Consider the following 26,158-nt stretch of genomic DNA (forward strand, 5'->3'; position numbering starts at 1 on the left):
GCCCGCCCCGACCCTGGGACCGGCAGTACCCAGGCTCACCGCCCCTCCACGGGCGACAATGAAGCCATGACGCCCTCCCGCACCTCCTTCGGCGCGCTCCTGCACACCTGGCGCGACCGTCTGTCCCCCGCGGACGCCGGGGTCGCTGTGACGGCCGGCCGCCGCGCCCCCGGCCTGCGCCGCGAGGAACTCGCCCAGCTGTCCGGAATATCCGTCGACTACGTGCTGCGTCTGGAACAGTCACGCGCCAGGAACCCCTCGGAGCAGGTCGTCGCCGCCCTCGCCCGTACCCTCCAGCTCACCCGTGCGGAACGCGACGTCTTCTACCGCAGCGCGGGGCTCCTGCCCCCGCAGGACGGCCAGGTCAACACCCATGTACCCGCGAGTGTCCAACGGCTCGCCGCGCGCCTGGGCGACGTCCCGATCGGCGTGTTCGCCGCCGACTGGACCCTCCTGTGGTGGAACACCACATGGTGCGCGCTGCACGGCGACCCCGCCCAGCTCCCGGCCGCCGAACGCAGTCTCGTCCGCGCGCTGTTCGGCGACGGCCCCGCCCACGCGTCGATGCTTCCCATCCGGTCCGAGCGCGGGCAGGACGCGTTCGAGACGTCGATCGTCGCCGACCTCAAGGACGCCACGAGCCGCTATCCCGCGGACACCCGCCTCCAGCACCTCGTACGCGACCTGCGAGCCGAGTCGCCGAAGTTCGCCCGGTACTGGTCCGCACAGACGGCAGCCGCCCAGCACACGACCGACCGCAAGACCCTGCGCCATCCGCAGGTCGGCGACATCGTGCTCGACTGCGACGTCCTCGTCGTCCCGGGCGCCGACCTGCGCATGGTCACCTATACGGCAGCGGCCGGGAGCAGCGACGCCGGAAAGCTCGACCTGATACGCGTCACCGGCACCGCCGCCGCCCCCACCCCGGCCCCTTCCATGGTGGTCGGCGAGCGGGCGGCCGAGATTCTCGCGGCCGAGCAGGGCTGATGAGGGGCTGGTCCCAGGGGAAGGGCGGACAGGCTGGGGTGTCCGCCCTTCCCCTGGGACCGGCGGACAGGCTGGGGTGTCCGTCTGGCACAAGGGCCAGTGGTGAAGCAGGTGCCGGCAGGCGCTAGCGTGGTGGGGGCCCGGGGCTCCCGTGCCGGCTTGTGCTGGTTTCAGGTGTTGTCAAGAGAAAGACGCTGGTCAGGGTCATTTCATGAGATTGCTGCACACTTCCGACTGGCACCTCGGCCGGGCGTTCCACCGGGTGAACATGCTCGGCGCCCAGGCGGAGTTCGTCGGCCACCTCGTCGAGACCGTGCGCGAGCACTCCGTCGACGCCGTGGTCGTGTCGGGAGACGTGTACGACCGGGCGGTGCCGCCACTCGCCGCCGTCGAGCTGTTCGACGACGCCCTGCACCGCCTCGCCGGGCTCGGCGTGCCGACCGTGATGATCTCCGGCAACCACGACTCGGCCCGACGTCTCGGGGTCGGCGCCGGGCTCATCGACCGCGCCGGTATCCACCTGCGCACCGATCCGGCGGCCTGCGGCACCCCGGTGGTGCTGGGCGACGCCCACGGGGACGTGGCCTTCTACGGGCTGCCGTATCTCGAACCGGCGCTGGTCAAGACCGAGTTCGGCGTCGAGAAGGCGGGGCACGAGGCCGTGCTCGCCGCCGCCATGGACCGGGTGCGCGCCGACCTCGCCACGCGCGCGCCGGGCACCCGGTCCGTCGTCCTCGCGCACGCCTTCGTCACCGGCGGCGAGCAGAGCGACAGCGAGCGGGACATCACCGTCGGCGGGGTCGCCGCCGTGCCCTCCGGTGTCTTCGACGGCGTGGACTACGTCGCGCTGGGGCATCTGCACGGCTGCCAGACCCTCACCGAGCGCGTCCGCTACTCCGGCTCCCCACTGCCGTACTCCTTCTCGGAGCACCGGCACCGCAAGAGCATGTGGCTCGTCGATCTGGGCGCCGACGGGTCGGTCACGGCCGAGCGGGTCGACTGCCCGGTGCCGCGCGCGCTGGCCCGGCTGCGCGGCACGCTGGCGGACCTGCTCGCCGACCCGGAGCTGACCCCGTACGAGGACGCGTGGGTCGAGGCGACCCTCACCGACCCCGTCCGGCCCGACGAGCCCATGGCCCGGCTCACCGAGCGCTTCCCGCACACCCTCAGCCTCGTCTTCGACCCCGAGCGCGCCCCCGACCAGCCCGGGGTGTCCTACGCCCGGCGCCTCGCCGACCGCAGCGACCAGCAGATCGCGGAGGACTTCGTGACCCACGTGCGCGGCGCCGGGCCCGACGACCACGAGCGGGCCGTGCTGCGGGACGCCTTCGACGCGGTGCGCGCGGACGAGACCGTGCGGGAGGTGGCCCGGTGAGGCTGCACCGGCTGGACGTCACCGCCTTCGGGCCCTTCGGGGCCTCGCAGAGCGTCGACTTCGACGACCTCTCGGCCGCCGGGCTGTTCCTCCTGCACGGCCCCACCGGCGCCGGCAAGACCTCCGTCCTCGACGCCGTCTGCTACGCCCTGTACGGCTCGGTGCCGGGCGCCCGCCAGGGCGGCAGCGGCCAGGGCATGACACTGCGCAGCGACCACGCGGCCGTGGGGACCCGCACCGAGGTGCGGCTGGAACTGACCGTCGCGGAAAGACGGTTGGAGATTACCCGGCAGCCGCCCTGGGAGCGCCCGAAGCTCCGCGGCAAGGGCACGACCGTCGACAAGGCACAGACCTGGCTGCGCGAGTACGACGCCACGACCCGCGCCTGGAAGGACCTCAGCCGCTCCCACCAGGAGATCGGCGAGGAGATCACGCAGCTGCTCGGGATGAGCCGAGAGCAGTTCTGCCAGGTCGTGCTGCTCCCGCAGGGCGACTTCGCCCGCTTCCTGCGCGCCGACGCCGAGGCGCGCGGCAAGCTGCTCGGCCGGCTCTTCGACACCCGGCGCTTCGCCGAGGTCGAGAAGCGCCTCGCCGAACGACGCCGCACCACCGAGACACGGGTGCGCGAGGGGGACGCCACGCTGCTGGCCGACGCGCACCGGATGCAGCAGGCCGCCGGTGACGCCATGGAGCTGCCGGAACTGGCGCCGGGCGAGCCGGGGCTGGCCGAGGCGGTGCTCGAAGCCGCCGCCGTCGCCCGCGGCACCGCCCGAGAGCTGCTGACGGTCGCCGACTGCCGGCTCACGGCCACCGAGTCCGCCCAGGCCGCCGCCGAACGCCACCTGGCCGATGCCCGCGAACTCGACCGGCTGCAAGGCCGGTTCGCCGAGGCGCGGGAGCGGGCCGCACGGCTGGCGGAGCGGGCCGACGCCCACCGTGCCGCCGAGGAGCGCATGAAGCGGGCCCGCAAGGCCGAGGCGGTCGCTCCCGCCCTGGAGCTGCGGGACGCCGCCGAGAGCGAGCACCGAGGGGCGGCGGCCGCGGAAGCGAGCGCGCGTGCCCTGCTGCCCCAGGCCCTCGCCGACGCGGGTGCCGCCGGGCTCGCCGCCGCCGCCCGCCGGGCCGCCGAGGAACTGGGCGGACTCGAGTCCGCCCGCCGCGCCGAACGACGTCTCGCCGAACTGGTCGAGGAGCGGACCGGCCTCGACCGCCAGGAACGCGCCGACGACGAGGTCCGGCAGGAGGCGGAGACCTGGCTCGCCGACTGGGAGACCACCCGCACCGGCCTCCAGAGCCGCGTCGACGCCGCGCAGGAGGCCGCCGCCCGCGCCGAACAGCTCGCCCTGCAACGCGAACCGGCGCGGCGCAGGCTCGACGCCGCCCGGCAGCGCGACCGGCTCACCGACGAGACCGAAGAGGCGCGGCGGCGGGCGCTCGCCGCGGCGGAGGACGCCGTCGAGGCCCGCGGCCACTGGCTCGACCTCAAGGAACAGCGGCTGCACGGCATCGCCGCCGAACTCGCCGCGAACCTCACCGACGGCGCACCCTGCGCGGTGTGCGGCGCCACCGAACACCCCGCCCCCGCGCGCAAGTCCGCCGGGCACGTCGACCGCGACGCGGAGGAACGCGCCCTGGCCGGCCACCAGACCGCCGACGAACGGCGCGCGAAGGCCGAACGGCACCTGGGCACCGTACGGGAGGCGCTCGCCGCCGCCACGGCGGAGGCCGGTGACGCCGCCACCGACCGGCTGGCCGAAGAGGCCGAGGAACTGGAGGGGGCGTACGCGCGGGCGCGGGCGACCGCCTCCACACTGCACGCGGCGCAGGAGGAGCTGCGGCGGGCCGAGGGTGAACGCGAGCAGCGGGTCGCCGCCCAGCAGCAGGCCGTCGTACGGTCCGCCTCCCGGGTCGCGGGCCGGGACCGGCTGGAGCGGGAACAGGCCTCACTGGAGGAGGAGTTGACGCGGGCGCGGGGCGGCGCCGACAGTGTGACCGCGCGGGCGGCGCAACTGGAGCGACAGGCGGCGCTGCTCACGCGGGCCGCCGACACCGCCCGCGTCGCCGAGGACACCGCCCAGCGGCTCAAGGACGCCGACGCCCGGCTCGCCGACGCCGCCTTCCGGGCCGGTTTCGACACTCCGGCGGACGCGGCCGCCGCCCTGCTCGACGACACCGCCCACCGCGAACTGCAACGCCGGCTCGACGCCTGGCAGTCGGAGGACGCCGCCGTCCGTGCGGTCCTCGGCGAGGCCGACACCGCCGACGCGGCCCGGCGACCGCCCGCCGACCTCGCCACGGCGGAGCGTGCCGCCGCCGACGCGGGCCGGCGTCTGCGCGAGGCCGCCTCGGCCCGCGACGCCGCCGCCCGGTGCTGCGCCGAGCTGGACCGGCTGTCCGCGCACGCCGCCACCTCCGTGCGCCGGCTCGCCCCGCTGCGCGAGGAGCACACCCGGGTCGCCCGCCTCGCCTCGCTCGCCGCGGGCACCTCGGCGGACAACGAACGCCGGATGCGCCTGGAGTCGTACGTACTGGCCGCCCGCCTGGAACAGGTCGCCGCCGCGGCCACCGCCCGCCTGCTGCGCATGTCCTCCGGCCGCTACACCCTCGTTCACTCCGACGGCCGCACCGGCCGCGGCCGCAGCGGCCTCGGCCTGCACGTCGTCGACGCCTGGACCGGCCGTGAGCGCGACACGGCCACGCTGTCCGGCGGCGAGACGTTCTTCGCCTCGCTCGCCCTCGCGCTCGGCCTCGCCGACGTCGTCACCGACGAAGCGGGCGGCGTCCGCCTGGACACCCTCTTCATCGACGAGGGCTTCGGCAGCCTCGACGACCAGACCCTCGACGAGGTCCTCGACGTCCTGGACGCCCTGCGCGAGCGGGACCGCAGCGTCGGCATCGTCAGCCACGTCGCCGACCTGCGCCGCCGCATCCACGCCCAACTCGAGGTCGTGAAGGGGCGGTCGGGATCGGTACTGCGGCAGCGGGGCGCCGGCTGAGCACGCCGTCCTGGCGGTGGCCCCGGCGGCCCTCAGCGGCCCAGCGGGCGGCGGGGGAGCGGTGAGGAGTAGACGACGCTCGTGGTGACCGACCCGAGGGCGCTGATCCGGCCGGACACCTCCTCCAGGTGCCGCATCGAACGGGCCGCGACCTTGATGACGAAGCAGTCGTCGCCCGTGACGTGGTGCGCCTCCAGGATCTCCGGCGTGACCGCGACCAGGTCGTGGAACGGCTTGTAGTTGGCGACCGGGTAGCGCAGCCGCACGAACGCCAGGATCGGCAGGCCCAGCCGCTCGGGATCGACGACGGCCGCGTACCCCTGGATGATCCCCGCCTCCTCCAGGCGCCGCACGCGCTCCGTCACCGCGCTCGCGGACATCGACACGGCACGGGCCAGTTCGGCGAAGCCGGCCCGCCCGTCCCGCTGGAGGGCATCGAGGATGCGCCAGTCGGTGGCGTCCGGGGAATGCTCGGTCATCCGGCAGAAATAGCACGGATTCCCCGGTGGAACAAGGAGTGGGCCGGGGAATCGCCCTTCAGGCGGCGCGGTGGGACGCATAGATTTCCGGCTGGAGGATCCACCGAGGAGAGGCCCCACCATGAGCGTCACCACCACCGCCGTCGGGCACGTCAACCCCGTCCTGCGCGCAGCCCCCGCACCGCCCGCCGAGGCCGCCGCGTACTTCCGGGCGAGCCTCGCCTTCCACACCGACGTCTCCGACGTCGCCGGCGCCCTCGCGGCCGGCGGTGACCCGGGGTTCGTGCTCGTCGACTGCCGTTCCACCGAGTCCTGGGACCAGGGCCACGTGCCGGGCGCCGTCCACCTGCCCACCGCGCTCGTCCCCGAGCGGGCCGGGGAACTCCTCGACCCCGCGGTGCCGGTGGTGACGTACTGCTGGGGCCCCGCCTGCAACGGCGCGACGCGCGCCGCCCTCGCCCTCGCCGAACTCGGGTACGCCGTCAAGGAGATGCTCGGCGGTTTCGAGTACTGGGTGCGTGAGGGCTTCGAGTTCGACACGTGGCAGGGCGCCGAGCGACGCGCCGCCGACCCCCTGACCGTTCCGGTGGACGCGGCCGACTGCGGTTGCTGAGCGGCGTGTAGGTTCTGCCGCATGGTGCGATACGCGGAGCCGGGCGCGGTGGAGTGGGTCGAGTCGGGCGGAGGGCCGCTGATCGCGGTACCCGAGACGGTCCTGCCGTTCTGGACCGGCGCCGACGGCGAGGAGACGGATTCCGACTACGACCGGGCCTGCGAGGTCGACGGCCACGTCGGACTGCTCCCGGTCGGCGACTCCACCGCCCTGGTGCTCGGCGACGAACCCGCATCCACCGCCTACCTCCCCGACCACGGCGCCTTCGTCCGCTGGTGCGCCGCGGACTCCGAGGACGAGGTGCTGGCGAGGGTTCCCGCGGCCCTCGACGCCGCCGAGTGGCAGCCCGAGGTGTCCTGGCACGTGTCCGGTCCCGTGCTCCTGTTCGACGCCGCCTGGCCCGGCAGCGCGTCCGACCGCGCCCCCGACCGGGTGCGGGTCGCCCTGGAACCCGGCCGGTACGCGGTGCGCGCGGCCGAGGTGCGCCCGGGGCCCGAGACCTGGCTGAGCCTCGTACACCTGCGGCGGCTCGCCGACCGGTAGTCGCCGCGATATTGGCGTGCGGGGCGGCCGCGGCCCGCCCATCATGGGTGCCCATGCCACGACTTCCCCACCCCGCCCCCGAAGACCTGCGCCGCGACCCGCTGCCCCTGCGCGGCCGCACCGCCCTCGTCACCGGAGCCAGCCGGCGCGGCGGCATCGGCCACGCCGTGGCCCGGCGGCTCGCCGCGTACGGAGCCGGTGTCTACCTTCACCATCACGTCCCGCACGACGCCGCCATGCCCTGGGGCGCCGACCGGGTGGAGGACGTAATCGACTCCGTCCGTGCGGCGCTCGGCGACCCGGACGCCGCCCTGCACGCGGGCCCCGGTGACCTCACCCGCCCCGGTGCCCCCGGCGAACTCGTCGCCACCGCCGCCGAAGCGCTCGGCGGACGACTGGACATCCTCGTCGCCAACCACGCGCTCAGCGGGTCCGACGGCACCCTCGACACCATCGACGCCGCCATGCTCGACGCGCACTGGCAGGTCGACACCCGATCGGTGCTGCTGCTGATCCAGGCCTACGCCCGCCACCGCGCCGCCCTGCCGCCGCGCACGCCCGGCGGACGTGTCGTGACGATGACCTCCGGGCAGGACATCGCCGGCGGCATGCCCGGCGAGATCGCCTACGCGCTCCAGAAGGGCGCGCTCGCCTCCGTCACGCGCTCCCTGGCGACGACCCTCGCCGAGCACTCCGTCACCGTGAACGCGGTCAACCCCGGCCCGGTGGACACCGATTACCTGACCGGCGAGGACTACGACGCCGTCGCCGCGCGGTTCCCCGGCGGGCGCTGGGGCATGCCCGACGACCCGGCCCGCCTCATCGCGTGGCTGGCCACGGACGAGGCGGAGTGGGTCACCGGTCAGGTCATCGACTCGGAGGGCGGTTTCAGACGGTGAGGTGAGGGGCGCAGCGGGCGGGCGTCACAGCCGCGACAGCTCGTCGACCAGGTCGTCCAGGCCCAGCGAGCCCTGGGAGAGGGCCGCCATGTGCCACGCCTTCGGGTCGAACGCGTCACCGTGCCGCTCACGGGCCTTCTCCCGGCCGAGCAGCCACGCCCGCTCACCGAGCTTGTAGCCGATCGCCTGGCCCGGGATCGTCAGGTACCGGGTCAGCTCGCTCTCCACGAAGTCCGCCGGGCGGCTGCTGTGCGCGCCGAAGAACTCCTGCGCCAGCTTCGGCGTCCAGCGCTCACCCGGGTGGAACGGCGAGTCCGCCGGGATCTCCAGCTCCAGGTGCATGCCGATGTCCACGATGACCCGGGCGGCCCGCATCATCTGCGCGTCCAGGTAACCCAGGCGCTGTTCCGCGTCCGTGAGATAGCCCAGCTCGTCCATCAGCCGCTCCGCGTACAGCGCCCAGCCCTCGGCGTTGGCGCTGACCATGCCCACCGAGGCCTGGTAGCGGGAGAGGTCGTCCGCCACGTGCGTCCACTGGGCGAGCTGGAGGTGGTGGCCCGGGACGCCCTCGTGGTACCAGGTGGACACCAGGTCGTACACGGGGAAGCGGGTCTGGCCCATCGTCGGCAGCCAGGTGCGGCCGGGGCGGGAGAAGTCCTCCGACGGGGACGTGTAGTACGGCGCCGCCGCGCTGCCGGGCGGCGCGATGCGCGACTCCACCCTCCGTACCCGCTCGGCGAGTTCGAAGTGCGTGCCGTCCAGCTGCTCGATCGCCTGGTCCATCAGGCCCTGCAGCCAGTCGCGGACCTCGTCGACGCCCTCGATGTGCTTGCCGTGCTCGTCCAGGTGAGCCAGCGCCACCCACGGAGTCTCGGCGCCCGGCAGGATCTTCTCGGCCTCGGCCTTCATCTCGGCCAGCAGGCGGTGGTACTCGGCCCAGCCGTACGCGTACGCCTCGTCCAGGTCCAGGTCCGTGCCGTTGTAGTAGCGCGACCAGCGGGCGTAGCGCTCGCGGCCCACCGTGTTCGGGGCGCCCTCGATCGCCGGGGCGTACACGTCTCGCATCCAGTCCCGCAGCTCCGCCACGGCGGCGGTCGCACCCCGCGCGGCCTCGTCCAGCTCGGCCCGCAGCGCCTCGGGGCCGTCGGCGGCGAAGTCCTCGAACCAGCCGCGTCCTTCGCCCGTGTCCGCCCACTCGCCGAGCTGCTCGACGAAGGTGGCGGTCGGCCGCGGCGCCGCGTACAGCTCGCGCTCCAGGCCCAGCGACAGGGACTCGCGGTAGCCCGCGAACGCCGCGGGGACCGCCCGCAGGCGCTCCGCGATCCGGGCCCAGTCCTCGTCGGTCCCGGTCGGGGTGAGGGTGAAGACCTCGCGCACCGAGTGGGCGGCGGTGCCCATGTTGCCGACCGAACGCAGGCCCTCGTCGGCCTCGTGCACCGCGATCTCGGCGGTGAGGCGCTCGCGCAGCAGCCGGGCGCAGCGCCGCTCCACGTCGCTGTCACCGCCGGGCCGGCGCTCCGCCTCGTCCAGCCGGGCGAGGGTCGTGCGGGCCAACTCCGCGACGGCCTCCTGCCCGGCGGGCGAGAAGTCGGGCAGACGGCTGGAACTCTCCGCGACACCGAGATACGTACCGGTGACCGGGTCGAGGGCGATGAGCTCGTCGACGTACGCGTCGGCGACCTCGCGGGGCAGCGGGCTCTTGGTCTCTGACATGCGGACATCCTCATACGGATACCGGTGCCGCGTCAGCCCGGTGGGCCGGGCCCGGCCGTGCGCGCGGCCGGATTTCGCTCAGGGCGTGGCCGCGGGCGCGGTCGGCGGCAGCAGCGGGCCGCACTCCCACTGCTGGAAGATCAGCCGGGTCTCGACGCGGGCCACCTCCCGCCGGGACGTGAACCCGTCCAGGACCAGCCGCTGCAGGTCCGCCATGTCCGCCACCGCGACATGCACGAGGTAGTCGTCGGGGCCGGTGAGGTGGAAGACGGTGCGCGACTCCGGCAGCGCCCGGATCCGCTCCACGAACGGTCCCACCAGCTCCCGCCGGTGCGGGCGCACCTGCACCAGCAGCAGCGCCTGGAGACCACGCCCCAGCATCGCCGGGTCCAGCTCGAGCCGGTGGCCCAGGATCACCCCGGCCCGCCGCAGCCGGGCCACCCGGTCCAGACAGGTCGACGGGGCGACGCCGACCTGGGCGGCGAGATCGCGGTAGGTGGTCCGGGCGTCGTTCTGCAGCAACCGCAGCAGATGCAGATCCACCGGATCCAGTACGACGGAATCGGCCATGGCCCGAACGTAGCACGGCATACGACCCCGCTGTCCCGGCCGGTGTTCACCCTACGGCCATGGACTCAGCGCGCACGCACACGTCACCAGCCGACGACGTACGCTCCACCGCACCCACGGGCAGGGCACTGGCCACCGAAGCCGTGCACGCCGGCCGCGACGACCTCGCCGCCCAGGGACTGCACGCCCCGCCCATCGACCTGTCCACGACCTACCCGTCGTACGACAGCCGCGGCGAGGCCGCCCGCATCGACGCGTTCGCCGCCACCGGTGCCGAGCCGGACGGGCCGCCGGTGTACGGCCGCCTCGGCAACCCGACCGTCGCCCGCTTCGAGACGGCGCTGGCCCGGCTGGAGGGGACCGAGGCCGCCGTCGCCTTCGCCAGCGGCATGGCCGCGCTGAGCGCGGTCCTGCTGGTCCGCGGCTCGATGGGGCTGCGGCACGTCGTCGCCGTACGGCCGCTGTACGGCTGCAGCGACCACCTGCTGACCGCCGGGCTGCTCGGGTCCGAGGTCACCTGGACCGACCCGGCGGGCGTCGCGGACGCGCTGCGCCCGGACACCGGACTGGTGCTCGTGGAGTCGCCGGCCAACCCGACGCTGGCCGAGGTCGACCTGCGGGCCGTCGCCCACGCCTGCGGGTCGGTGCCGCTGCTCGTGGACAACACCTTCGCCACGCCCGTGCTCCAGCGCCCCGCCGAACACGGCGCCCGGCTGGTGCTGCACAGCGCCACCAAGTACCTGGGCGGGCACGGGGACGTGCTGGCGGGCGTGGTCGCCTGTGACGAGGAGTTCGCCGGGCGGCTGCGGCAGGTCCGCTTCGCCACGGGCGGAGTGCTGCACCCGCTGGCCGGCTACCTCCTGCTGCGCGGACTGTCCACCCTGCCCGTCCGGGTACGGGCCGCCTCTGCGGGCGCCGCCGAACTGGCCGGGCGGCTGGCCGCCGACCCGCGGGTGGCCCGCGTCCACTATCCGCGCATCGGCGGTGCGATGGTCTCCTTCGAGGTCCACGGCGACCCGCACGCGGTGATCGGCGGCGTCCGGCTGATCACCCCGGCCGTGAGCCTCGGCAGCGTCGACACACTCATCCAGCACCCGGCCTCCATCAGCCACCGCATCGTGGACGCGGACGACCGGCGGGGAGCCGGGGTCGGCGACCGGCTGCTGCGGCTGTCGGTCGGCCTGGAGGACGTCGACGACCTGTGGGCCGACCTGGACCGGGCCCTGGGGGAGCGGGCGGCCGGGGCCGTCCCGCTGCGGGAGGCGCTGTCGCGGGCCGACTGACCGTGCCACCGAGCCCCCGCCCGTCACTCCCGGCCGATCCGCTCCGCCTGCGGCAGCCGTGCCGCGGAGCGGGTGGACGGGTCCAGGCGGGCCGTGACGACCAGGGTCCCCTCCTCGATCTGGTAGTCGAGGGGGAGGCCCAGGCCACGCATCGCGGCGACCATGCCGGTGTTCGACGCCTGTGTGATCGCGTACACGCTCTCGCAGCCCGCGTCGGCCGCCATCGCCACGAGCCGGGCCAGGAGTTCGCCGCCGATGCCGCGGCGCTGCCACCCGTCCTCGACGAGCAGCGCGACCTCCGTCTCGTCCCCGTCCCACAGCAGGTGGCCCAGCCCGACGATCCGCCCCGAGGCGGTCTGCACGGCGAGGGTGCGGCCGAAGCGGGGGCCGAGCAGGTGGTTGAGGTACCGGTCGGCGTCCCCGACCGGGCCGTGGTACCGCATCCCCAGCGTCCGCGCCGAGCAGCGCTCGTGCATCGCCTTCGCGGCCGGAACGTCACGCGGGTCGGCCCGGCGGACCGTGATGTCGCTGCCCTCGGGCAGCGTCAGCACGTCCCGGCCGCGCGGGACCCGCGGGCCGAGCCGGGCGTCCAGCTCGACCAGCGCCCGCGCCCGCGCGAACTCGGCCGGGGTGAACGGAAGATGAGGCCGCTCCACGCTGAGCACCCCGCCCTCGGGAGCGCGCAGCCGCAGCACGGTGTCCTCGAGCGCGCCCTCCGGCGGTACGGCGTCCAGCGCTCGTGCCCCCGCCCCGTCGTCCGCGGTCGCCGGGAGGGACCTGATGGTGCAGCGGCCCAGCAACTGCCGCAGCGCCAGCGGGAGTTCGGCCGCGTCCAGGGCGGTGCGGGCGGCCAGGCCCAGCACCCGGGTGGGCGCGTCGACCAGGTCGTGGGCGTCCGCCCGCTCGGTCCAGGTCCGGGCACCGCCCGCCGTCGTCACCAGGTCGGCCAGCTCGGCCCCGCTCAGCTCACCCGGGGTACGGAGCAGGAACTCGTCCACCGTGCCCTCGGTCAGCGGGTGCGTCTGCAGGCTCAGGATGTCGATCCGCCGGTCGGCGAGGGCCGCGCAGAGCACGGCCAGCGACCCCGGCGTGTCCCGCACCGTCGTGCGCATCCGCCACAGCGCGCTCTCACCGCCGGGCCCGGATCCGCCCGGCGCGCTCCCGGCCGGTCCGGTCCCGGCCTGCCGCTCGGCGGTCGGCGGCCGGGCGCCGGTATCGTCCGCCGGTGGCGCCTGGCCGTGGCGTCGTGACGACCGGGTGTGGAAACCCGCCGTGGCGATCAGCGCGGCCAGCGAGGCCAGCACCAGGGCGGGCACCGCGGTGCCGTGCTCGACGAGGTGCGCTACGGCGTCCGTCACATCAGACATGTCTCGACTCATGCACCCACTGTGAAGGAACGGTGTTGCGTGATCACGAACGCTCTGTGACCGGTGGGTAAAGAAGACTTCTGGGGCGTTCTTTCCTTTCGGGTCGTTATGGGTGTCAGGCGGCCGCGGGTGCCGCCGCCAGTGCCTCCCGCAGCCGCCGGGCCTGCGTCACCAAACGTGACGTGCCGCGCCGGCCCGCCGCCGCCGACAGGTGCGGCAGATCCCCCTGGGCGCCGGCCCGTTCGGCGCACTCGGCCGCCACCGCCAGCAGCTCACCGAGCCCACGGGGCGAGGGTGAGGCCGCGCCGCCGGTGGCGAGGTCGGCGAGCAGTACGGGCAGCGTCTGACGGAGGACCGCCCACACGGTGGCGTTCGCACCCGTCGCCGCGGCGGTGCGCACCGAGTCGGCGAGCCGCGCCGGCTTCACGGCGCCGCGCCGCACCAGCTGTCCGAGGTCCGCGCCCAGCCGGTCCGGGTCGAGCCGACCGCGCGCCGCCAGCACCAACAGGGCGTCCACAGCGGCGAGCCGGTCCTCGGCGTGCCGGGCGCCCAGACCGTACGCCACGCAGAGATGCACGGCCTCGCCCGCCTCGCCGTCCGCGTCGGCCAGGTGGGGCAGCACCGCGGCGGCGGCACCTCGCTGGTCGTCCACGGCCACCTCGGACACGTCGCGCAGCAGCCGTGCGGCCACCAGCTCCGGCCGCTCGGGCAGCAGGGCGAACCAGTGCGGGCGCAGCCCGCCGCTCCAGTGGCTGCAGTACCAGTGGTCCGAGCCCGGGCTCACCGGACGCCCCAGCAGCCGCAGGGCGGCGGGGAACTCCTCCACTCCGAGGTCGGGCACCTCACCCAGTTCCACCAGGATCCGGGTGTCCGCCGTCCACCGGCTGGCGGAAGGGTCGGTCCGCTCGGTCGTCAACCGCCGCGCGAGCCACTGCCCCTCCTCGGTCCCCAGCGCCGCCGCGCGTTCCGCCGCCGCGAGCGCCGCCGTGCGGTCGTCCCGCCGCACCCGCAGCAGCGCCTGGCCGAAGTCGACCGCCGCGACCCGGGCGCCCGCGCGGTGGTAGGCGTCCAGACGGTCCACCAGCTCGTCGGGTTCGAGCAGACCCGTGCCCCAGGTGGGGGTGGCCAGCAGGAACGGCTGGGGGTCGGTGCGCAGCCGGTGGGCCACCTCCCACACGCGGGCCTCGAACGGGCGGGCCAGTGAATTGTGCGCACAGCCGGAGTTCGTCACCCCGTCCCGGACCACCCGGTGCAAGGTGTCCGTCTGGACCTTCCCGCACAAGGTGGCGAGAAGGAGGTCGAAGGCGCGCGCGTCGTCGAACAGTTCGTGGCGGCGGGCGAAGAAGTCGTCCGACCGGTGGCCGTACCGCGGGTCTCCTTCGGCCCACCAGCGGCGGGCGACCACCGGTCCGAGAGCCTCCAGCAGGGCTTCCCGGTCCCGGTGGGCGTGCCGGACCAGCCCGTCCAGGGCCCGCTCGAACGCGGAGACATCGCCTCCGGAGGCCAGTAGCGCGCTGATCTCCTCGGCGACTTCGACGGCCGCCGCGGGAACGGGGGCCAGGCGCACCGGCCGCGGCGGAGCAGGCAGTACCTCCTCGTGGGCCACGGCCCGAGCGTCGAGCGGCGTCGCCCCCAGGGTGCGCACCGCCCGGGCGCGTAGTGCGGGGATCAACTGCTCCGCCGCCCCGGCGAGTTCCTCCCGGACCTGCGCTGTGGTGACCTTGCCGACGTGGCGCTCGACCAGTTTCAGCGCCCGCTCCTGCGCGTCGGAGTCCTCGTGCCCGAACGCCCCGGCGGCGGCCGGCAGCAACTCACCGGCCGTGGCGGGGTGCTTGGTGAGTACCTTGCCGAGCAGCACGAGCTGGGCCCGCACGAGCTTCTTCTCGGTGCGGAACAGCACCGCGTCGGTCACCTCCGCCAGCTGCCGCGGCGCCAGCTCTCCGGCCAGGGCCAGGGCGCCCAGCACCGACTGGGCGTGGGAGGCCACCGTCGGCATCGCGTCCGCGGCGAGTGCCGTCCAGTCGGCCGTCCGCTCGCGCTCCTCCGCGCGGGTGAGCGCGAAATCGTGCAGCAGGCGCAGGAACACCCGCAGCTCGGCCGGTGCACCCCCGCGCAGCAGCCGTGCTACACACGCGTCGACCATGGCCCGCCGGTCGAGCGCGCCCTCGTCGGTCAGCCGTGCCAGGGCGCTGGTCCAGCTCTCGGGCCCGTCGCCGGACAGCCATCCAAGTTGCGCGCCGACGCCTTCGGTGCGGAAGAGGGCGGCGACGAGCTCCGCGAGATGCGGGTCCTGGCGCAGGCGGTCGCGGACCGTGCCGGCGCGCTGCCAACTCCCGCCGATGTGGAGCAGCCAGCCCCGGACGTAGGCCTCCGTCGTCGGCACCGGGCAGCCGGACAACCGCACCAGGCCGGCCATCAGCTCGTACGACACGTTGGAAGCGGCCGGTCGCTGGGCGAGGCGGTGCGCCACGTCGGCCAGCCACCCGCGATCGCGGTCGCCCAGCACGTGCAGCAGGACCGCCGGTGACGCCTGCGACCAGCGCATGTCGACGGCCGCGAGCCAGTTCGCCACGGCCGCGGCGCCGGTCTGGCAGGCCGCCCCGGCCGCGTGCAGCGCGGGGTGGGCCCGGCGGGACTCCGCGGACCAGCGGGCCGTCCTCAGCTCCTGCCGGACGGCCTTCAACTCGGGGAAGCAAGCGCGCCTCTCGGTGTCCGTCATGCCGTCGAGGAGCGACACGACCTCGGCCGTCCGGCCCGCTCGCACCGCCCCCACCAGCAGCCCCGTTGTGTCCGCAGTCGCAGTCGCAGTCGCAGTCGCAGTCGCAGCCGTCACCGTTGTCGTCGTCATCGCGCACCCCCGTCGATCCGAACCGTTGCCTGCGCCTCGCCGGCGCCCCTCCGTACCATCCGTACCGCCAGCGCGTGCTTGCACGGGCCCCGCCCGCCCCGGTACTTGGCCCACCACAGGCAGCTGCACGAGAGCACCCCTGCCTCCTCGCGCACCCGGTGCACATGACCGTCCTCGGCCGTGACCGTCCCGATCCGACCGTCCAGGGCGACCGCGCCCGCCGCCACCAGGGCGCGGGCCGAACGCAGCCGGGGGTTGTGGCGCTCCACGCGCCCCGCGTCGTACGGCAGCTCCCGGTGGAAGTAGGCCGCTTCGGCGGTGTCGTACCCGACGCGCCCCGACGTGCCGAGGCGGATCAGCGCCGCACGCACCCGCTCGGCGGTCAGGCCCGAGGCGGCGGCCAGGTCGGCGATGTCGATCCGCGGCTCCCAGGCGAGGAGCACAGAGATCAGCTCGGCGTCCGCGGCCGCCTCGTCGGTGGCGAGCGCGTCGAGGACACCGCCCTCCCCGGAGAACCCGCGGGCGGCGTCGGGGGACAGGGTGAGCGTGAGTCGCATGCCCGGCAGGAGCACCTCCCAGGCGGAGGCCGTGGCGGCGGCCCCCTGGGCGACCGCCGGCCCGTAGACCCGCAGGGCCGTGGCGTGCCGCAGTACGCGCTGCAGCGCGACCAGCCGCTCCGGACCGGGCAGGCACACCGCGCCGGGCACCGCACGCGTCGTCGGCCGCAGCGAACGCCCGGACGGCACCACCCACCGGGGGCCAGTCGTCCCGCTCCTGCCGCCGCGGGGCAGTGCGCGCAGGAAGCGCACCGCCTCGCCCGCGTCCAGCTCCGCCCGCAGGTCGAAGCCGGCCGCTATGACCTGGGCCTCGGCGAAACCGCGCAGCCACCGGTCGGGCAGCGGCACCTTCTTCTCCACGACCGGGCCGTCCAGCGTGGTCACGGCCATCTCCTCGGGGCCCACCCGCAGATGCAGCGGGTCGTCGGCACCGATCCGGGACAGGGCCTCGCGCAAGGGGTTGTTGACGTCGACGTTCGTCGTGCCGTGTCCGACCTCGCCGCCGTCGAGGCCCGCCTCCAGCACGTCCAGGCGGGCGTAGACCCCGCCGCAGCCGGAGAAGGACTCGAAACGGAGCCGGTCGCCGCTGCCCGTCACCACCGGGTCGAGCGAGGCCCGCAGCTGCGGCTGGTAGTACCGCGCGGCGGCCACGTCGGCCACCGCGAGCAGCGCAGCGGACGCCTTCTGAGGCGACGTCAGGAAGCCCGCGAAGAACCGCGGATGGTCCACGGCACCGGCGGGCGTCGCACCCCGGGAGGTCTCAAGACCCAGGTGCTGTCCGCCCGCCGAGGATTCCAGCACGGAGGGTCGTCGATAGGCCACGGCCTGCAAAGATCGCGTCATGGAAAAACCGTAGAGGCGACCACTGACAATCGCCTTGACCTGCGGATACGACCGCCGCGGAGGGGAAGTCGAAGCACGCGCCGCACGACGGCGGCGCAGGGCCGCGCACCGGGGGATGACGCCGGTGCGCGGCACACCCGACAGGCTACGGGACTACTGGCCCACCCGGCCCGGCCGCAGCACCTTCGTGAACAGCACCGTGCCGTCCTGCTCGCGCAGCCGCACCGTCATCTCGGCGCTGCCGCCGTCGATGTCGACCTCGCCGAAGAACTGGTAGCCGCCCGCGGGGGAGACGTTCGAGGCGGTCGGCGCCTTCACGAAGACCCGCTCGGGACCGAAGGTGCCGTCCAGCTCGCTGGCCGGGAAGGCGCCCGCGTTGAGCGGCCCGGACACGAACTCCCAGAACGGCTCGAAGTCGTCGAAGGCGGCCCGTGACGGCTGGTAGTGCTGGGCCGAGGTGTGGTGCACGTCGGCCGTCAGCCACACGGTGCCGGTGATCCTGCGGTGCTTGACGAAGCGCAGCAGTTCGGCGATCTGCAGCTCGCGGCCCAGGGGTGCGCCGGGGTCGCCCTGCGCGATCGCCTCGATGTGGGGCGCGCCCTCGGTGGTGTCCGGCACGACGAGACCGATCGGCATGTCCGCCGCGATCACCTTCCACACCGCACGCGACCGCGCCAGCTCCCGTTTGAGCCACTCCAACTGCTCGCGGCCCAGGATGCCCTGCGGGTCCACGGACTGTCCGCCGGGGGAGTTGGCGTTGCGGTACGTCCGCATGTCCAGGACGAACACGTCGAGCAACGGGCCCTGGCGCAGTACCCGGTGCACACGTCCCTCGCGCGCGCCGGGGCGCAGCGTGGAGACCGGGAAGTACTCGCCGAACGCGCGCCGGGCGCGGGCCGCCAGGACGTCGACGCTCTTCTCGGTGTACCGGTCGTCCGTGTCCGCGATCACCTGGCCCGGGTACCAGTTGTTACGCACCTCGTGGTCGTCCCACTGGACGATCGACGGAACCTGCGCGTTGAAGCGCCGCAGGTTCTCGTCGAGCAGGTTGTAGCGGAAGTTGCCGCGGAACTCGGCGAGGGTCTCGGCGACCTTGGACTTCTCCTCGGTCGTGATGTTCCGCCAGGTGCCGCCGTCGGGCAGGGCGGCCGTCTCCGCGATGGGGCCGTCGGCGTAGATGTTGTCGCCGCTGCACAGGAAGAAGTCCGGGTCCAGGGCGCCCATGGCGTCGTAGATGCGGTAGCCGCCGAGGTCGGGGTTGATGCCCCAGCCCTGGCCCGCGAGGTCGCCGGACCACACGAAGCGCACCCCGTCGCGCCGGCGGACCGGCACGGTGCGGAAGGTTCCGGTGACCGGCTCGCCCGTGCGGCGCGGGTCGTCCGGGTCCGCGAGGAGCACGCGGTAGTGGATCTGCTCGCCCGGCGGCAGGCCGTGCAGCCGGGTGGTGCCGGTGAAGTCGGTGCCGCGTCCGAGCAGCGGACCGTGCCACCGGTGCGGGTTGCGGAACGACTCGGTCGCCGACGTCTCGACGATCATCCGGGCCGGCCGGTCGGACCGCACCCACACCAGACCGGAGTGGGAGGTCACGTCTCCGGCCTGCACTCCCCAGCCCGCCCCCGGCCGCCCGGAACGGGCGAAGGCCGGCGCCGCCCCCAGGGCGGTGGGCAGGGTCAGGGCGGCCGACGCGGCGAGCGAACCGCGCAGCACGCCGCGGCGGCCGGGCAGCGGACGACGTTGTGACATGGATGCGCCTCCAGAGACGGGATCCGGCCAGTGTCCGGGCCGGTGTGAGCCAGACCTACTGGCACCGCGAGGCGCCCACGGAAATTGCGGGTGAACAACCCGGACGGCCCGGACGGCCCGGGCGGCCGTCGCTCGCGAGCGACGGGGCGCGTCACACGGCCCGGGCCATTCTTTCCAGCCCCGCCCGGATCCGGCCCGGAGTCAGGTGCGCGTACCCCAGCACCAGCCGCACCTCCTTGCCCGCCGCCGGACCACCGGCCGGCGGACCACCCGCCCGCGGACCACCCGCCCGCGGCCCACCGGCAGCCTGACCACCATCCGCCCCGCCGTGCGCGTACGCCGCCAGCGAGCGCACCGCGACGCCCGCCTCCGCCACGCGCGCGAGGAAGCCCTCCTCGGGCCCGTACCGCTCGGGGAGCGTGACGATGGCGTGCAGGCCCGCGGCGATGCCGGTCACCCGTGAGCCGGGAAAGTACTCGGCCAGGGCGCCCACCAGGGTGTCGCGGCGCTCCCGGTAGGCGCGCTGGCAGACACGGAGCTGGCGGTCGTAGTCGCCGCGCTCCACGAAACGGGCGAAGAGCGCCTGGTCGAGGGCCGGGTGTCCGAGGTCGGTGGTGCGCTTGCGCTCGACGACGTCGTCCGCCAGCCAGTCGGGCACCAGCAGCCAGCCCAGCCGCAGCCCCGGCGCCAGGGACTTGCTCACCGAGCCCGTATAGGCGACGCGTTCCGGATCGAGCCCCTGGAGCGCGCCCACAGGGGCACGGTCGTAACGGAAGTCGCCGTCGTAGTCGTCCTCCAGGACGAGGCCGTCCACGGACCGTGCCCAGTCGAGCAGCTCGGCACGGCGTCGCGCCGAGTAGGCGATCCCGGTGGGGAACTGGTGGGCCGGTGTCGTCACCACGGCCCGTACGCCCGAGTCGCGCAGCGGACCCAGGGCGAGCCCCTCGTCGTCCAGGGGAAGGGGCACGGTGCCGACGCCCGCCGAGGCGTACAGGGCGCTGTGCTGGGGACTGCCGGGGTCCTCGACACCGGCGGTGTGCGTCCCGCGCGCGTGGAGCACGCCCGCCAGCAGCGCGGTCGCCTGCGCCACCCCGGAGACCACCACGATCCGCTCGGGGTCCGCCACCACGCCCCGGCGCCGCGCGAGCAACTCGGCCAGCGCGGTCCGCAGTCTGGGCAGTCCGCGCGGGTCGGGATAGCCGAGGCCCTCGTGCGGCAGGTCCGTCAGCACACTCCGCTGCGCCGCGGCCCACGCCGGACGGGGAAAGAGCGACAGGTCGGGTGTCCCCGGCACGAAGTCCGCCAGGTCGGCGGAGGAGCGCGGGGACAGATCACGCGCGCGTGGCCGGGCGGCCCGTACGGCATCGCCCACCCAGGTGCCCGCTCCCCGTCCGCTGCGCAGGTATCCCTCGGCCGTCAACTGCTCGTACGCCTCGGTGACCAGCCCCCGCGACACGCCGAGATCGGCCGCGAGGTCCCGGCTCGACGGCAGCCGGGTGCCCGCCGCGAGCCGGCCCGAGCGGACCGCGTCCCGCAGCGCCTCCTGCAACGCCCGGCCACGCGCGCGTGCCGGTGCCGAGGCGGCGGGCAGCAGCAACTCCCACGCCGACGTCATGAAAACAGCCCCCCTAGGATCACGTCGTCCCAATCGCCCCCATTTTACGAGGGGTTGGACGCGCCGCCGCGTAAACCGGAGTGACAGACCACAGCGAGGGGGCAGGCTGATGTCGGGCCCCGGAATCGTACGCGCAATTCAGGAGCGCCCGTGGACGCCAAGAACCGTTTCGAGACGAAGGTCACCTTCGCTCTCTCCCGACTCGAATGGCTGGGTTTTCTCGCCGTATCGCTCGTGCTCGCGGTCCAGCACCGTACGGAAATCCGCTGGGGCGTTTTCGTGCTGCTGTTCGCCGTGATCGACGCCATCGGATACCTCCCCGGTGCGATCGCCTTCCGGCGCCGTCCGGATAGACCGGTTCCACGCGGCTACTACGTGGCCTACAACACGATGCACAGCCTGGTCACCGCCGGTGCCCTGGCCGGCGCGTGGGCGCTGTTCGTCCGGCCGGAATGGGCGCTGCTGGCCCTTCCGATCCACCTCATGGGCGACCGGGCGCTCTTCGGGAACTCCCTCAAACCCTTCGGCGTCGCGTTCGAGCCGGAACTCAATCCGGCGTTCCGGCTGTTCGAGCAGAAATACCGTCCGGCGGCGCAGAATTCCGTGGAGGGCACCGATGCCGTCCGTACTTGACACGCTCGCGGCGCACAGCGACAACCCCAGTTCGTTTCTCGCCCTGAACAGCGGGAACTCGTACTTCCACGACGACCGGTTCGACGGCGCCTGCGCCTACCGCAGTTCCGGCCGCTACGTCCTGCAATTCGGCGGTCCCTTCACGGCACCCGAGCACCGCGCGCGCCTGCTGGAGGCCTTCGCCGCCCACACCGGCCGCCGCCTCGTCGCCGTACAACTGCAAAGGGCGGACGCCGAGCTGTACGCGGCGCACGGGTTCACGGTCAACCAGATCGGGGCGTCGTACGCCGTCGACCTCAGCCGCTTCACCCTGCGCGGCTCGCGGTTCGTGCGCCTGCGCAACAAGATCTCACGCGCCCGGCGGGCCGGACTGGAGATCGCCGAGGTGCGGGACGGCGACGACTGCGCCGAGCTGGACCGCATCGACCAGCGGTGGCTGCGGGAGAAGGGGCGGCACGTCAAGGAGCTGCGGTTCCTGGTCGGCCAGCGGACCGGCAGCCTCCAGCGGCACCGGCGCCTGTTCGTCGGCCGGATCGACGGCGAGGTGGTCGGCTACGTCAACTACTCGCCGGTCTACGGCAGCCGCCCCGGCATGCTGCACGACCTCAGCCGCCGCCGCCCCGACGCCCCGCCCGGCGTGATGGAGGCGCTCAACGCCACCGTCATGGAACGGCTGACCGCCGACGGAGCCGGCTGGCTGCACTTCGGCTTCACCCCGTTCACCGGACTCGACCCGAGCCACGAACTGCCGGGCGCGAGCGGCATGTTCAGCCGGTTCACCCGACTGCTGGCCGAGCACGGCGGCGCGGTCTACCCCGCGGCCTCCCAGCTCGAGTACAAGCAGAAGTGGGCCCCGCACGCGGTGCTCCCGGAGTACATCGCCTTCCGCGGCAGGCCCCGCCCCGGCGCCGTCTGGCAGCTGCTGCGCGCCACCAACGCCGTGTGAGCGCCGCCGCAACGACCGGAGTGCCCCGCGCACCGGCCCCGTCCGCACCGTCGCAGCCCCGCCCCCATCCACCCAGGAGGACCGCGCGCCCATGAGATTCCTCGAACGTGAACGCACCACCCTCGCCAAGCTGCTGCCCGACCTGGACCCCGCCCTGCGCGAGATCCCCCTGATGGAACTGGAGCGGCCGGGCAGCCCGGGCATCCGGCACTTCCGGGACAGCGGCGGCCCCGGACTCCTCGTCCCGGAGTCCCACCAGGGGCGCGGCGCCTCGGCGTTGGACGCGCTGCGGGTGCAGCGGGCCATCGGCAGCCGCTCACCGTCCCTGGCCGTTGCCACCACCATGCACCACTTCTCCATGGCCACGCTGGTCGGTCTCGGGGGCCTCGGCGACGGCCTGGAGTGGATGCTGATCGAGGGCGTGGCGTCGAGCAACCGCGTCATCGCCTCCGGCTTCGCCGAGGGGCGCAGCGGCGCCGGCATCCTGGACCCGTCGATGACCGCGACCGTGACCGCCGACGGAATCCGGATCAACGGTGTCAAACGGCCGTGCAGCCTGGCCCACTCGATGGACGTGCTCACCGCGGGCGTGGTGATCCCGCGCGAGGACGGGCAGGGCGAGGAACTCGCCGTCGCCCTCGTGCCCGCCGACAGCGAGGGCCTGAGCGTCAGCGGCTTCTGGTCCAGCACCTTCCTGGCCGGCGCCGAGAGCGAGCAGGTCACGCTCAGCGACGTCCTCGTCCCGCCGGAACTGGTCCTGCGCACCGCGACCACCTCCGGGGACCGCCTCGACGAACTGCAGACGGCCGGCCTGGTCTGGTTCCAGGTGCTGATGACGGGCAGCTACCTCGGCGCCGCATCCGCCCTGGTGGAACGCGTGCTGCTGAACGAGCGGATCCCCGAGCACGAGCGCGTACGCCTCTTCGTCGAGACCGAGGCGGCCATGGCCACCGCCGAGAGCGTCGCCCGCAGGGTGGACGCCGGGGAACTGGACGAGTCGGCCCTCGCCCAGGCGCTGTGCGTGCGCTACGGCGTCCAGGACGCCCTCGCCCGCATCGTCCCGCGCGCGGTCGAGCTGCTCGGCGGGCTGAACTTCATGACCTCCGACGAGGTGGGCCACCTGGCCGCCTGCTCCAACGGGCTGTCCCTGCACCCGCCGTCGCGCTCCCGCATGACGGGCCCGCTCTCGGCGTACCTGGCCGACGGTCCGCTCGCCATCGCCTGACCGAGCCGGAGCCCACCCCACCCGCCCGTCCGGTCCTGCGGCACCCGGTCCTGCGGTACCCGGTCCGTCAGGCCCACCGTGAGCCGCCGCGACCCCGGGCCGACCGCGGACCGGCGTGGCCGCGTCGGTCCCCGTCCGGTCCCGGTCGGTTCCGATCGACCGGTCCCCGTGGGCCGTGGTCCGACGCGGCCCGCACGAGACCCGGATCCGGCCGTCCCGGCCCGCCCTGCTCCAGCCGCTGTTCCGCGACCGTCCCTCTTCCCTTGCCGTCCCGTCCCGTCCGGCCGGGCAGGCCGCCCTCCCGCCGGTCCCCGATCGCTCCGACGCTCCATCCGGCCCCGAGCCGAACCTCCCTCCCTCCCGCCCCGCCGGCATCCGCCGCCGTCCCGCCGGCATCCGCCGCCGTCCCGCCCAGCCCGTACCGGCCGCCGTCCCACCGCCCCCACGTTCCACGGCAGTCGAAACCCGTCGAGGGGAGCCCACCATGCCGCGCAACGCCACCCGTCCCACCGTCCTGTCCGCACCACCCCGCGCCACCGTGCGCGAACGTCCCACCCTGCTGCTGACCGGAGGCTCGGGAGTGCTCGGACGGGCGCTGATCGACGAACTTGCGTCCGACTACGACCTGCTCTGCCTGCGCCGGAACACGCCCCTGCACGATCCGCGGGTGCGTGAGATCGAGGGCGACCTCCTCGCCCCGCGCCTCGGCCTCGGCGCCGGTGCCTGGTACGAACTGGCCCTGCGCGTCGACGTGGTGCTGCACTCCGCCGCCCAGACCAACTGGCGCACCCCGCCCGAGGAGATCGTGCGGACCAACACGCTCGGCGCGGAGACGATGCTCGACCTCGCCGCCCGCGCGGATGCCCCCTTCTACCTGGTCAGCACCGCCTTCGTGGCCAACACGCCGAGCGAGGAGGACCGGGAGCGCTTCCCGGGCGCCGCCGCCTACCTCGACTCCAAGAGCCGGGCCGAGCAACTGACGCGCGAGGCGGGCCTGCCCGGTGCCATCATGCGCCCGTCAGTCGTCATGGGACACTCCGCCACCGGGCACATCGCCGGACAGCAAGGCCTCACCAAGACGATCGGCGCCATGGTCCTCGGCCAGGTGCCGGTGCTGCCCGGCGCCCCCGAGGCCCGCGTCGACATGATCCCGCAGGACTACGTCACCCGGGCCGTCGGCGCCCTGGTCCGCGGCGGCGTCGGCAGCGGGGAGTACTGGCTGACCGCGGGCAGCCAGGCCCCCGCCCTGAGCGAGATCGCCGACACCTGCGCGGAGTTCGCCGTCCGCCAGGGCCTGCCCCGGCCACTGCGCCCACGGCTCATCCCCGTCGAGGCCGTCCACCGGCTGCTGCTGCCCATGCTGGAGAGCACCTCGCTGCCCGCCTCGGTGCGGCAGCGGTTCCGGCACTACGCCGAACTGCTCCTGGTCTTCCAGCGCGAGCTGCCGTTCGACACCTCGCTCGGCACCCCCCACTGCGGCACCCGCGTCACCCACGCCGACATCCGTGCCGCGCTCGTCCGCAACCTGGAGAGCTGGGCGGCGGACCGGTCCGACGTCCCCGGCCGACGCCGAGAGCCGGCGACCGCGGCGACCAGGACGGAGGTGGCGTGATGACCATGTCACCCCCCGCCGGCGAAGCCGCCGCGCCCGCCGACCGGAGCGACGTCGTCGACCTCTACCTCAAGCACATCGGCTCCGGCCGCGCCGTCATGGGCCGGGTCATGGGCGGCATGGCCGAGGTCCGCTCCGAGGGCGCGTGGATCCACGCCGACGACGGCCGCAGCTTCCTGGACTTCGGCGGCTACGGCGTCTTCCTCCTGGGTCACCGCCACCCGGCCGTCGTCGAGGCCGTGCACCGGCAGATCGACACCCACCCGCTGGCCAGCCGGGTCTTCCTCGAACCGGTAGCCGCCCGGGCCGCCCAGGCCCTCGCCGCCCACACCCCGCCGGGCGTGGACTACGTCCACTTCGTCAACTCCGGCGCCGAGGCCACCGAGGCCGCCCTGAAACTCGCCCGCGCCCACGGACGCACGTCGGTGATCACCACCCGGCGCGGCTTCCACGGCAAGACGCTCGGCGCGCTCAGCGTCACCGCCAACGCCACCTACCAGACCCCCTTCCAGCCCCTGCTCCCCGACGTCACCCAGGTCGCCTACGACGACCCGGCCGACCTCGAACAGGCGCTGGCCGCCCGCCGCGACCGTGCCTGCGTCATCGTCGAACCCGTCCAGGGCGAAGGCGGCGTCCGCATCCCCCGCCCCGGCTATCTGAGCCAAGTACGCGCGCTGTGCACTGCTTACGGCGCCCTGCTCGTCGTCGACGAGATCCAGACCGGCATGGGACGCCTCGGCACCTGGTGGGGCGTCGACGCCGAGGACGTGCGTCCGGACGTGCTGCTGGCCGGCAAGGGGCTGAGCGGCGGCGTCGTACCGATCGCCGCCATGGCCGCCACCGCGGACGCCTACGCGCCCTTCAGCCGCGACCCCTACCTGCACACCTCCACCTTCGGCGCCTCCCCGATCGCCTGCGCCGCCGCGCTGGCCACCGTACGGGCCATGGAGGAGGAGGACACCGTGGCCCGGGCCGCGGCGCTCGGCCTGCGCGTGCTCGCCGCCGTACGGGAGGTGTGCGCCCCGTACGAGGGCGGCCTGGTCCGCGAGGTGCGCGGCCGGGGACTGCTGATCGGCATCGAGTTCGCCGAGGAACAGGCGGTCGGTGAACTGCTGCTGGAGCTGATCGCCCGCGGCGTCCTCGTCAACCACTCCCTCAACTCCACCCGGGTGCTGCGGCTGACCCCGCCGGCCGTGGTCGGGGACGCCGAGCTGAGCCTGTTCCTCACCACCCTCACCGACGCCCTGCACAGCACGGCCGGCCGCATGTCCGACCGGCCGCCGCGCTGACCGTCCGGCCGACACCCGCATC

20 protein-coding genes are annotated in these 26,158 nt (G+C 74.4%); 12 read left to right on the top strand and 8 right to left on the bottom strand.

The features are described 5' to 3' along the window. Positions 1–66 precede the first annotated feature (66 nt). From ACFYZ3_RS23075 to ACFYZ3_RS23085, 3 genes are all read left to right on the top strand, one after another. Complete coding sequence (locus ACFYZ3_RS23075) at positions 67–987, top strand: helix-turn-helix transcriptional regulator (RefSeq protein WP_388520791.1); 921 nt, start codon at positions 67–69, stop codon at positions 985–987. Positions 988–1,198: 211 nt separating this feature from the next. Continuing rightward, positions 1,199–2,362, top strand: coding sequence for an exonuclease SbcCD subunit D (locus tag ACFYZ3_RS23080; RefSeq protein ID WP_388520794.1), 1,164 nt, complete (start codon positions 1,199–1,201; stop codon positions 2,360–2,362). Beyond that, a complete protein-coding gene (locus tag ACFYZ3_RS23085) occupies positions 2,359–5,358 on the top strand; it encodes an AAA family ATPase (protein WP_388520797.1) in 3,000 nt (999 codons plus the stop codon). Before ACFYZ3_RS23080 ends, ACFYZ3_RS23085 begins: the two co-directional genes overlap by 4 nt. A 32-nt stretch (positions 5,359–5,390) precedes the next feature. Here the strand turns inward: ACFYZ3_RS23085 and ACFYZ3_RS23090 are convergent, their stop codons facing one another. After that, a complete protein-coding gene (locus ACFYZ3_RS23090; RefSeq protein WP_388520800.1) occupies positions 5,391–5,837 on the bottom strand; it encodes an Lrp/AsnC family transcriptional regulator in 447 nt (148 codons plus the stop codon). 121 nt (positions 5,838–5,958) lie between these two features. Between ACFYZ3_RS23090 and ACFYZ3_RS23095 the strand changes: the two genes are divergently transcribed. Genes ACFYZ3_RS23095 through ACFYZ3_RS23105 form a run of 3 tightly spaced genes read left to right on the top strand, consistent with a single transcriptional unit; the run spans position 5,959 to position 7,892 of the window. After that, the gene (locus tag ACFYZ3_RS23095; RefSeq protein WP_388520803.1) at positions 5,959–6,450 is read left to right on the top strand and encodes a rhodanese-like domain-containing protein; all 492 of its coding nucleotides are present in this window, start codon (positions 5,959–5,961) and stop codon (positions 6,448–6,450) included. 21 nt (positions 6,451–6,471) lie between these two features. Then, positions 6,472–6,993: an immunity 21 family protein gene (locus ACFYZ3_RS23100; RefSeq protein WP_388520806.1), complete on the top strand. Its 522-nt coding sequence runs from the start codon at positions 6,472–6,474 to the stop codon at positions 6,991–6,993. A 53-nt stretch (positions 6,994–7,046) separates the two neighbouring features. Continuing rightward, positions 7,047–7,892: an SDR family oxidoreductase gene (locus tag ACFYZ3_RS23105; protein WP_388520809.1), complete on the top strand. Its 846-nt coding sequence runs from the start codon at positions 7,047–7,049 to the stop codon at positions 7,890–7,892. Between the two features lie 24 nt (positions 7,893–7,916). On the opposite strand, the gene ACFYZ3_RS23110 is transcribed toward ACFYZ3_RS23105, so the two are convergent. Beyond that, on the bottom strand, positions 7,917–9,605 hold the full coding sequence (locus tag ACFYZ3_RS23110; protein WP_388520812.1) for a DUF885 domain-containing protein: 1,689 nt from the start codon (positions 9,603–9,605) through the stop codon (positions 7,917–7,919). A gap of 78 nt (positions 9,606–9,683) precedes the next feature. After that, positions 9,684–10,175 carry an Lrp/AsnC family transcriptional regulator gene (locus ACFYZ3_RS23115; protein ID WP_388520815.1) on the bottom strand — a complete coding sequence of 164 codons (492 nt, stop codon included), beginning with the start codon at positions 10,173–10,175 and terminating at the stop codon, positions 9,684–9,686. A gap of 59 nt (positions 10,176–10,234) precedes the next feature. Between ACFYZ3_RS23115 and ACFYZ3_RS23120 the strand changes: the two genes are divergently transcribed. Beyond that, on the top strand, positions 10,235–11,458 hold the full coding sequence (locus ACFYZ3_RS23120) for a trans-sulfuration enzyme family protein (protein ID WP_388520818.1): 1,224 nt from the start codon (positions 10,235–10,237) through the stop codon (positions 11,456–11,458). A gap of 23 nt (positions 11,459–11,481) precedes the next feature. Here the strand turns inward: ACFYZ3_RS23120 and ACFYZ3_RS23125 are convergent, their stop codons facing one another. The 5 genes from ACFYZ3_RS23125 to ACFYZ3_RS23145 form a co-directional block, all read right to left on the bottom strand. Beyond that, on the bottom strand, positions 11,482–12,825 hold the full coding sequence (locus ACFYZ3_RS23125; RefSeq protein ID WP_388520821.1) for a GNAT family N-acetyltransferase: 1,344 nt from the start codon (positions 12,823–12,825) through the stop codon (positions 11,482–11,484). A 115-nt stretch (positions 12,826–12,940) separates the two neighbouring features. Then, positions 12,941–15,673 carry a DUF6493 family protein gene (locus tag ACFYZ3_RS23130; protein ID WP_388520824.1) on the bottom strand — a complete coding sequence of 911 codons (2,733 nt, stop codon included), beginning with the start codon at positions 15,671–15,673 and terminating at the stop codon, positions 12,941–12,943. After that, positions 15,670–17,073: an SWIM zinc finger family protein gene (locus ACFYZ3_RS23135; protein WP_388520827.1), complete on the bottom strand. Its 1,404-nt coding sequence runs from the start codon at positions 17,071–17,073 to the stop codon at positions 15,670–15,672. Before ACFYZ3_RS23135 ends, ACFYZ3_RS23130 begins: the two co-directional genes overlap by 4 nt. A gap of 153 nt (positions 17,074–17,226) precedes the next feature. Further along, the gene (locus tag ACFYZ3_RS23140) at positions 17,227–18,816 is read right to left on the bottom strand and encodes an alkaline phosphatase D family protein (protein WP_388520830.1); all 1,590 of its coding nucleotides are present in this window, start codon (positions 18,814–18,816) and stop codon (positions 17,227–17,229) included. A 151-nt stretch (positions 18,817–18,967) separates the two neighbouring features. Continuing rightward, positions 18,968–20,431 carry a PLP-dependent aminotransferase family protein gene (locus tag ACFYZ3_RS23145; RefSeq protein WP_388520833.1) on the bottom strand — a complete coding sequence of 488 codons (1,464 nt, stop codon included), beginning with the start codon at positions 20,429–20,431 and terminating at the stop codon, positions 18,968–18,970. A gap of 150 nt (positions 20,432–20,581) precedes the next feature. Between ACFYZ3_RS23145 and ACFYZ3_RS23150 the strand changes: the two genes are divergently transcribed. The 5 genes from ACFYZ3_RS23150 to ACFYZ3_RS23170 all read left to right on the top strand — a co-directional run bounded on the left by ACFYZ3_RS23150 (position 20,582) and on the right by ACFYZ3_RS23170 (position 26,136). Further along, the gene (locus ACFYZ3_RS23150) at positions 20,582–21,064 is read left to right on the top strand and encodes a hypothetical protein (RefSeq protein ID WP_388520836.1); all 483 of its coding nucleotides are present in this window, start codon (positions 20,582–20,584) and stop codon (positions 21,062–21,064) included. Next, positions 21,048–22,010: a bifunctional lysylphosphatidylglycerol flippase/synthetase MprF gene (locus ACFYZ3_RS23155; RefSeq protein WP_388520838.1), complete on the top strand. Its 963-nt coding sequence runs from the start codon at positions 21,048–21,050 to the stop codon at positions 22,008–22,010. The genes ACFYZ3_RS23150 and ACFYZ3_RS23155 overlap by 17 nt, the downstream gene beginning before the upstream one ends. Before the next feature lie 91 nt (positions 22,011–22,101). Then, a complete protein-coding gene (locus ACFYZ3_RS23160; protein WP_388520840.1) occupies positions 22,102–23,235 on the top strand; it encodes an acyl-CoA dehydrogenase in 1,134 nt (377 codons plus the stop codon). Between the two features lie 484 nt (positions 23,236–23,719). Further along, positions 23,720–24,847, top strand: a complete 1,128-nt coding sequence (locus tag ACFYZ3_RS23165; protein WP_388520843.1) for an SDR family oxidoreductase — start codon at positions 23,720–23,722, stop codon at positions 24,845–24,847. Next, entirely contained in the window at positions 24,847–26,136 is a 1,290-nt protein-coding gene (locus ACFYZ3_RS23170; RefSeq protein WP_388520846.1) for an aspartate aminotransferase family protein, read from the top strand. Before ACFYZ3_RS23165 ends, ACFYZ3_RS23170 begins: the two co-directional genes overlap by 1 nt. Positions 26,137–26,158 lie beyond the last annotated feature (22 nt).

It is taken from the genome of Streptomyces sp. NPDC001599 (genome assembly GCF_042893535.1).
Lineage (GTDB): Bacteria > Actinomycetota > Actinomycetes > Streptomycetales > Streptomycetaceae > Streptomyces.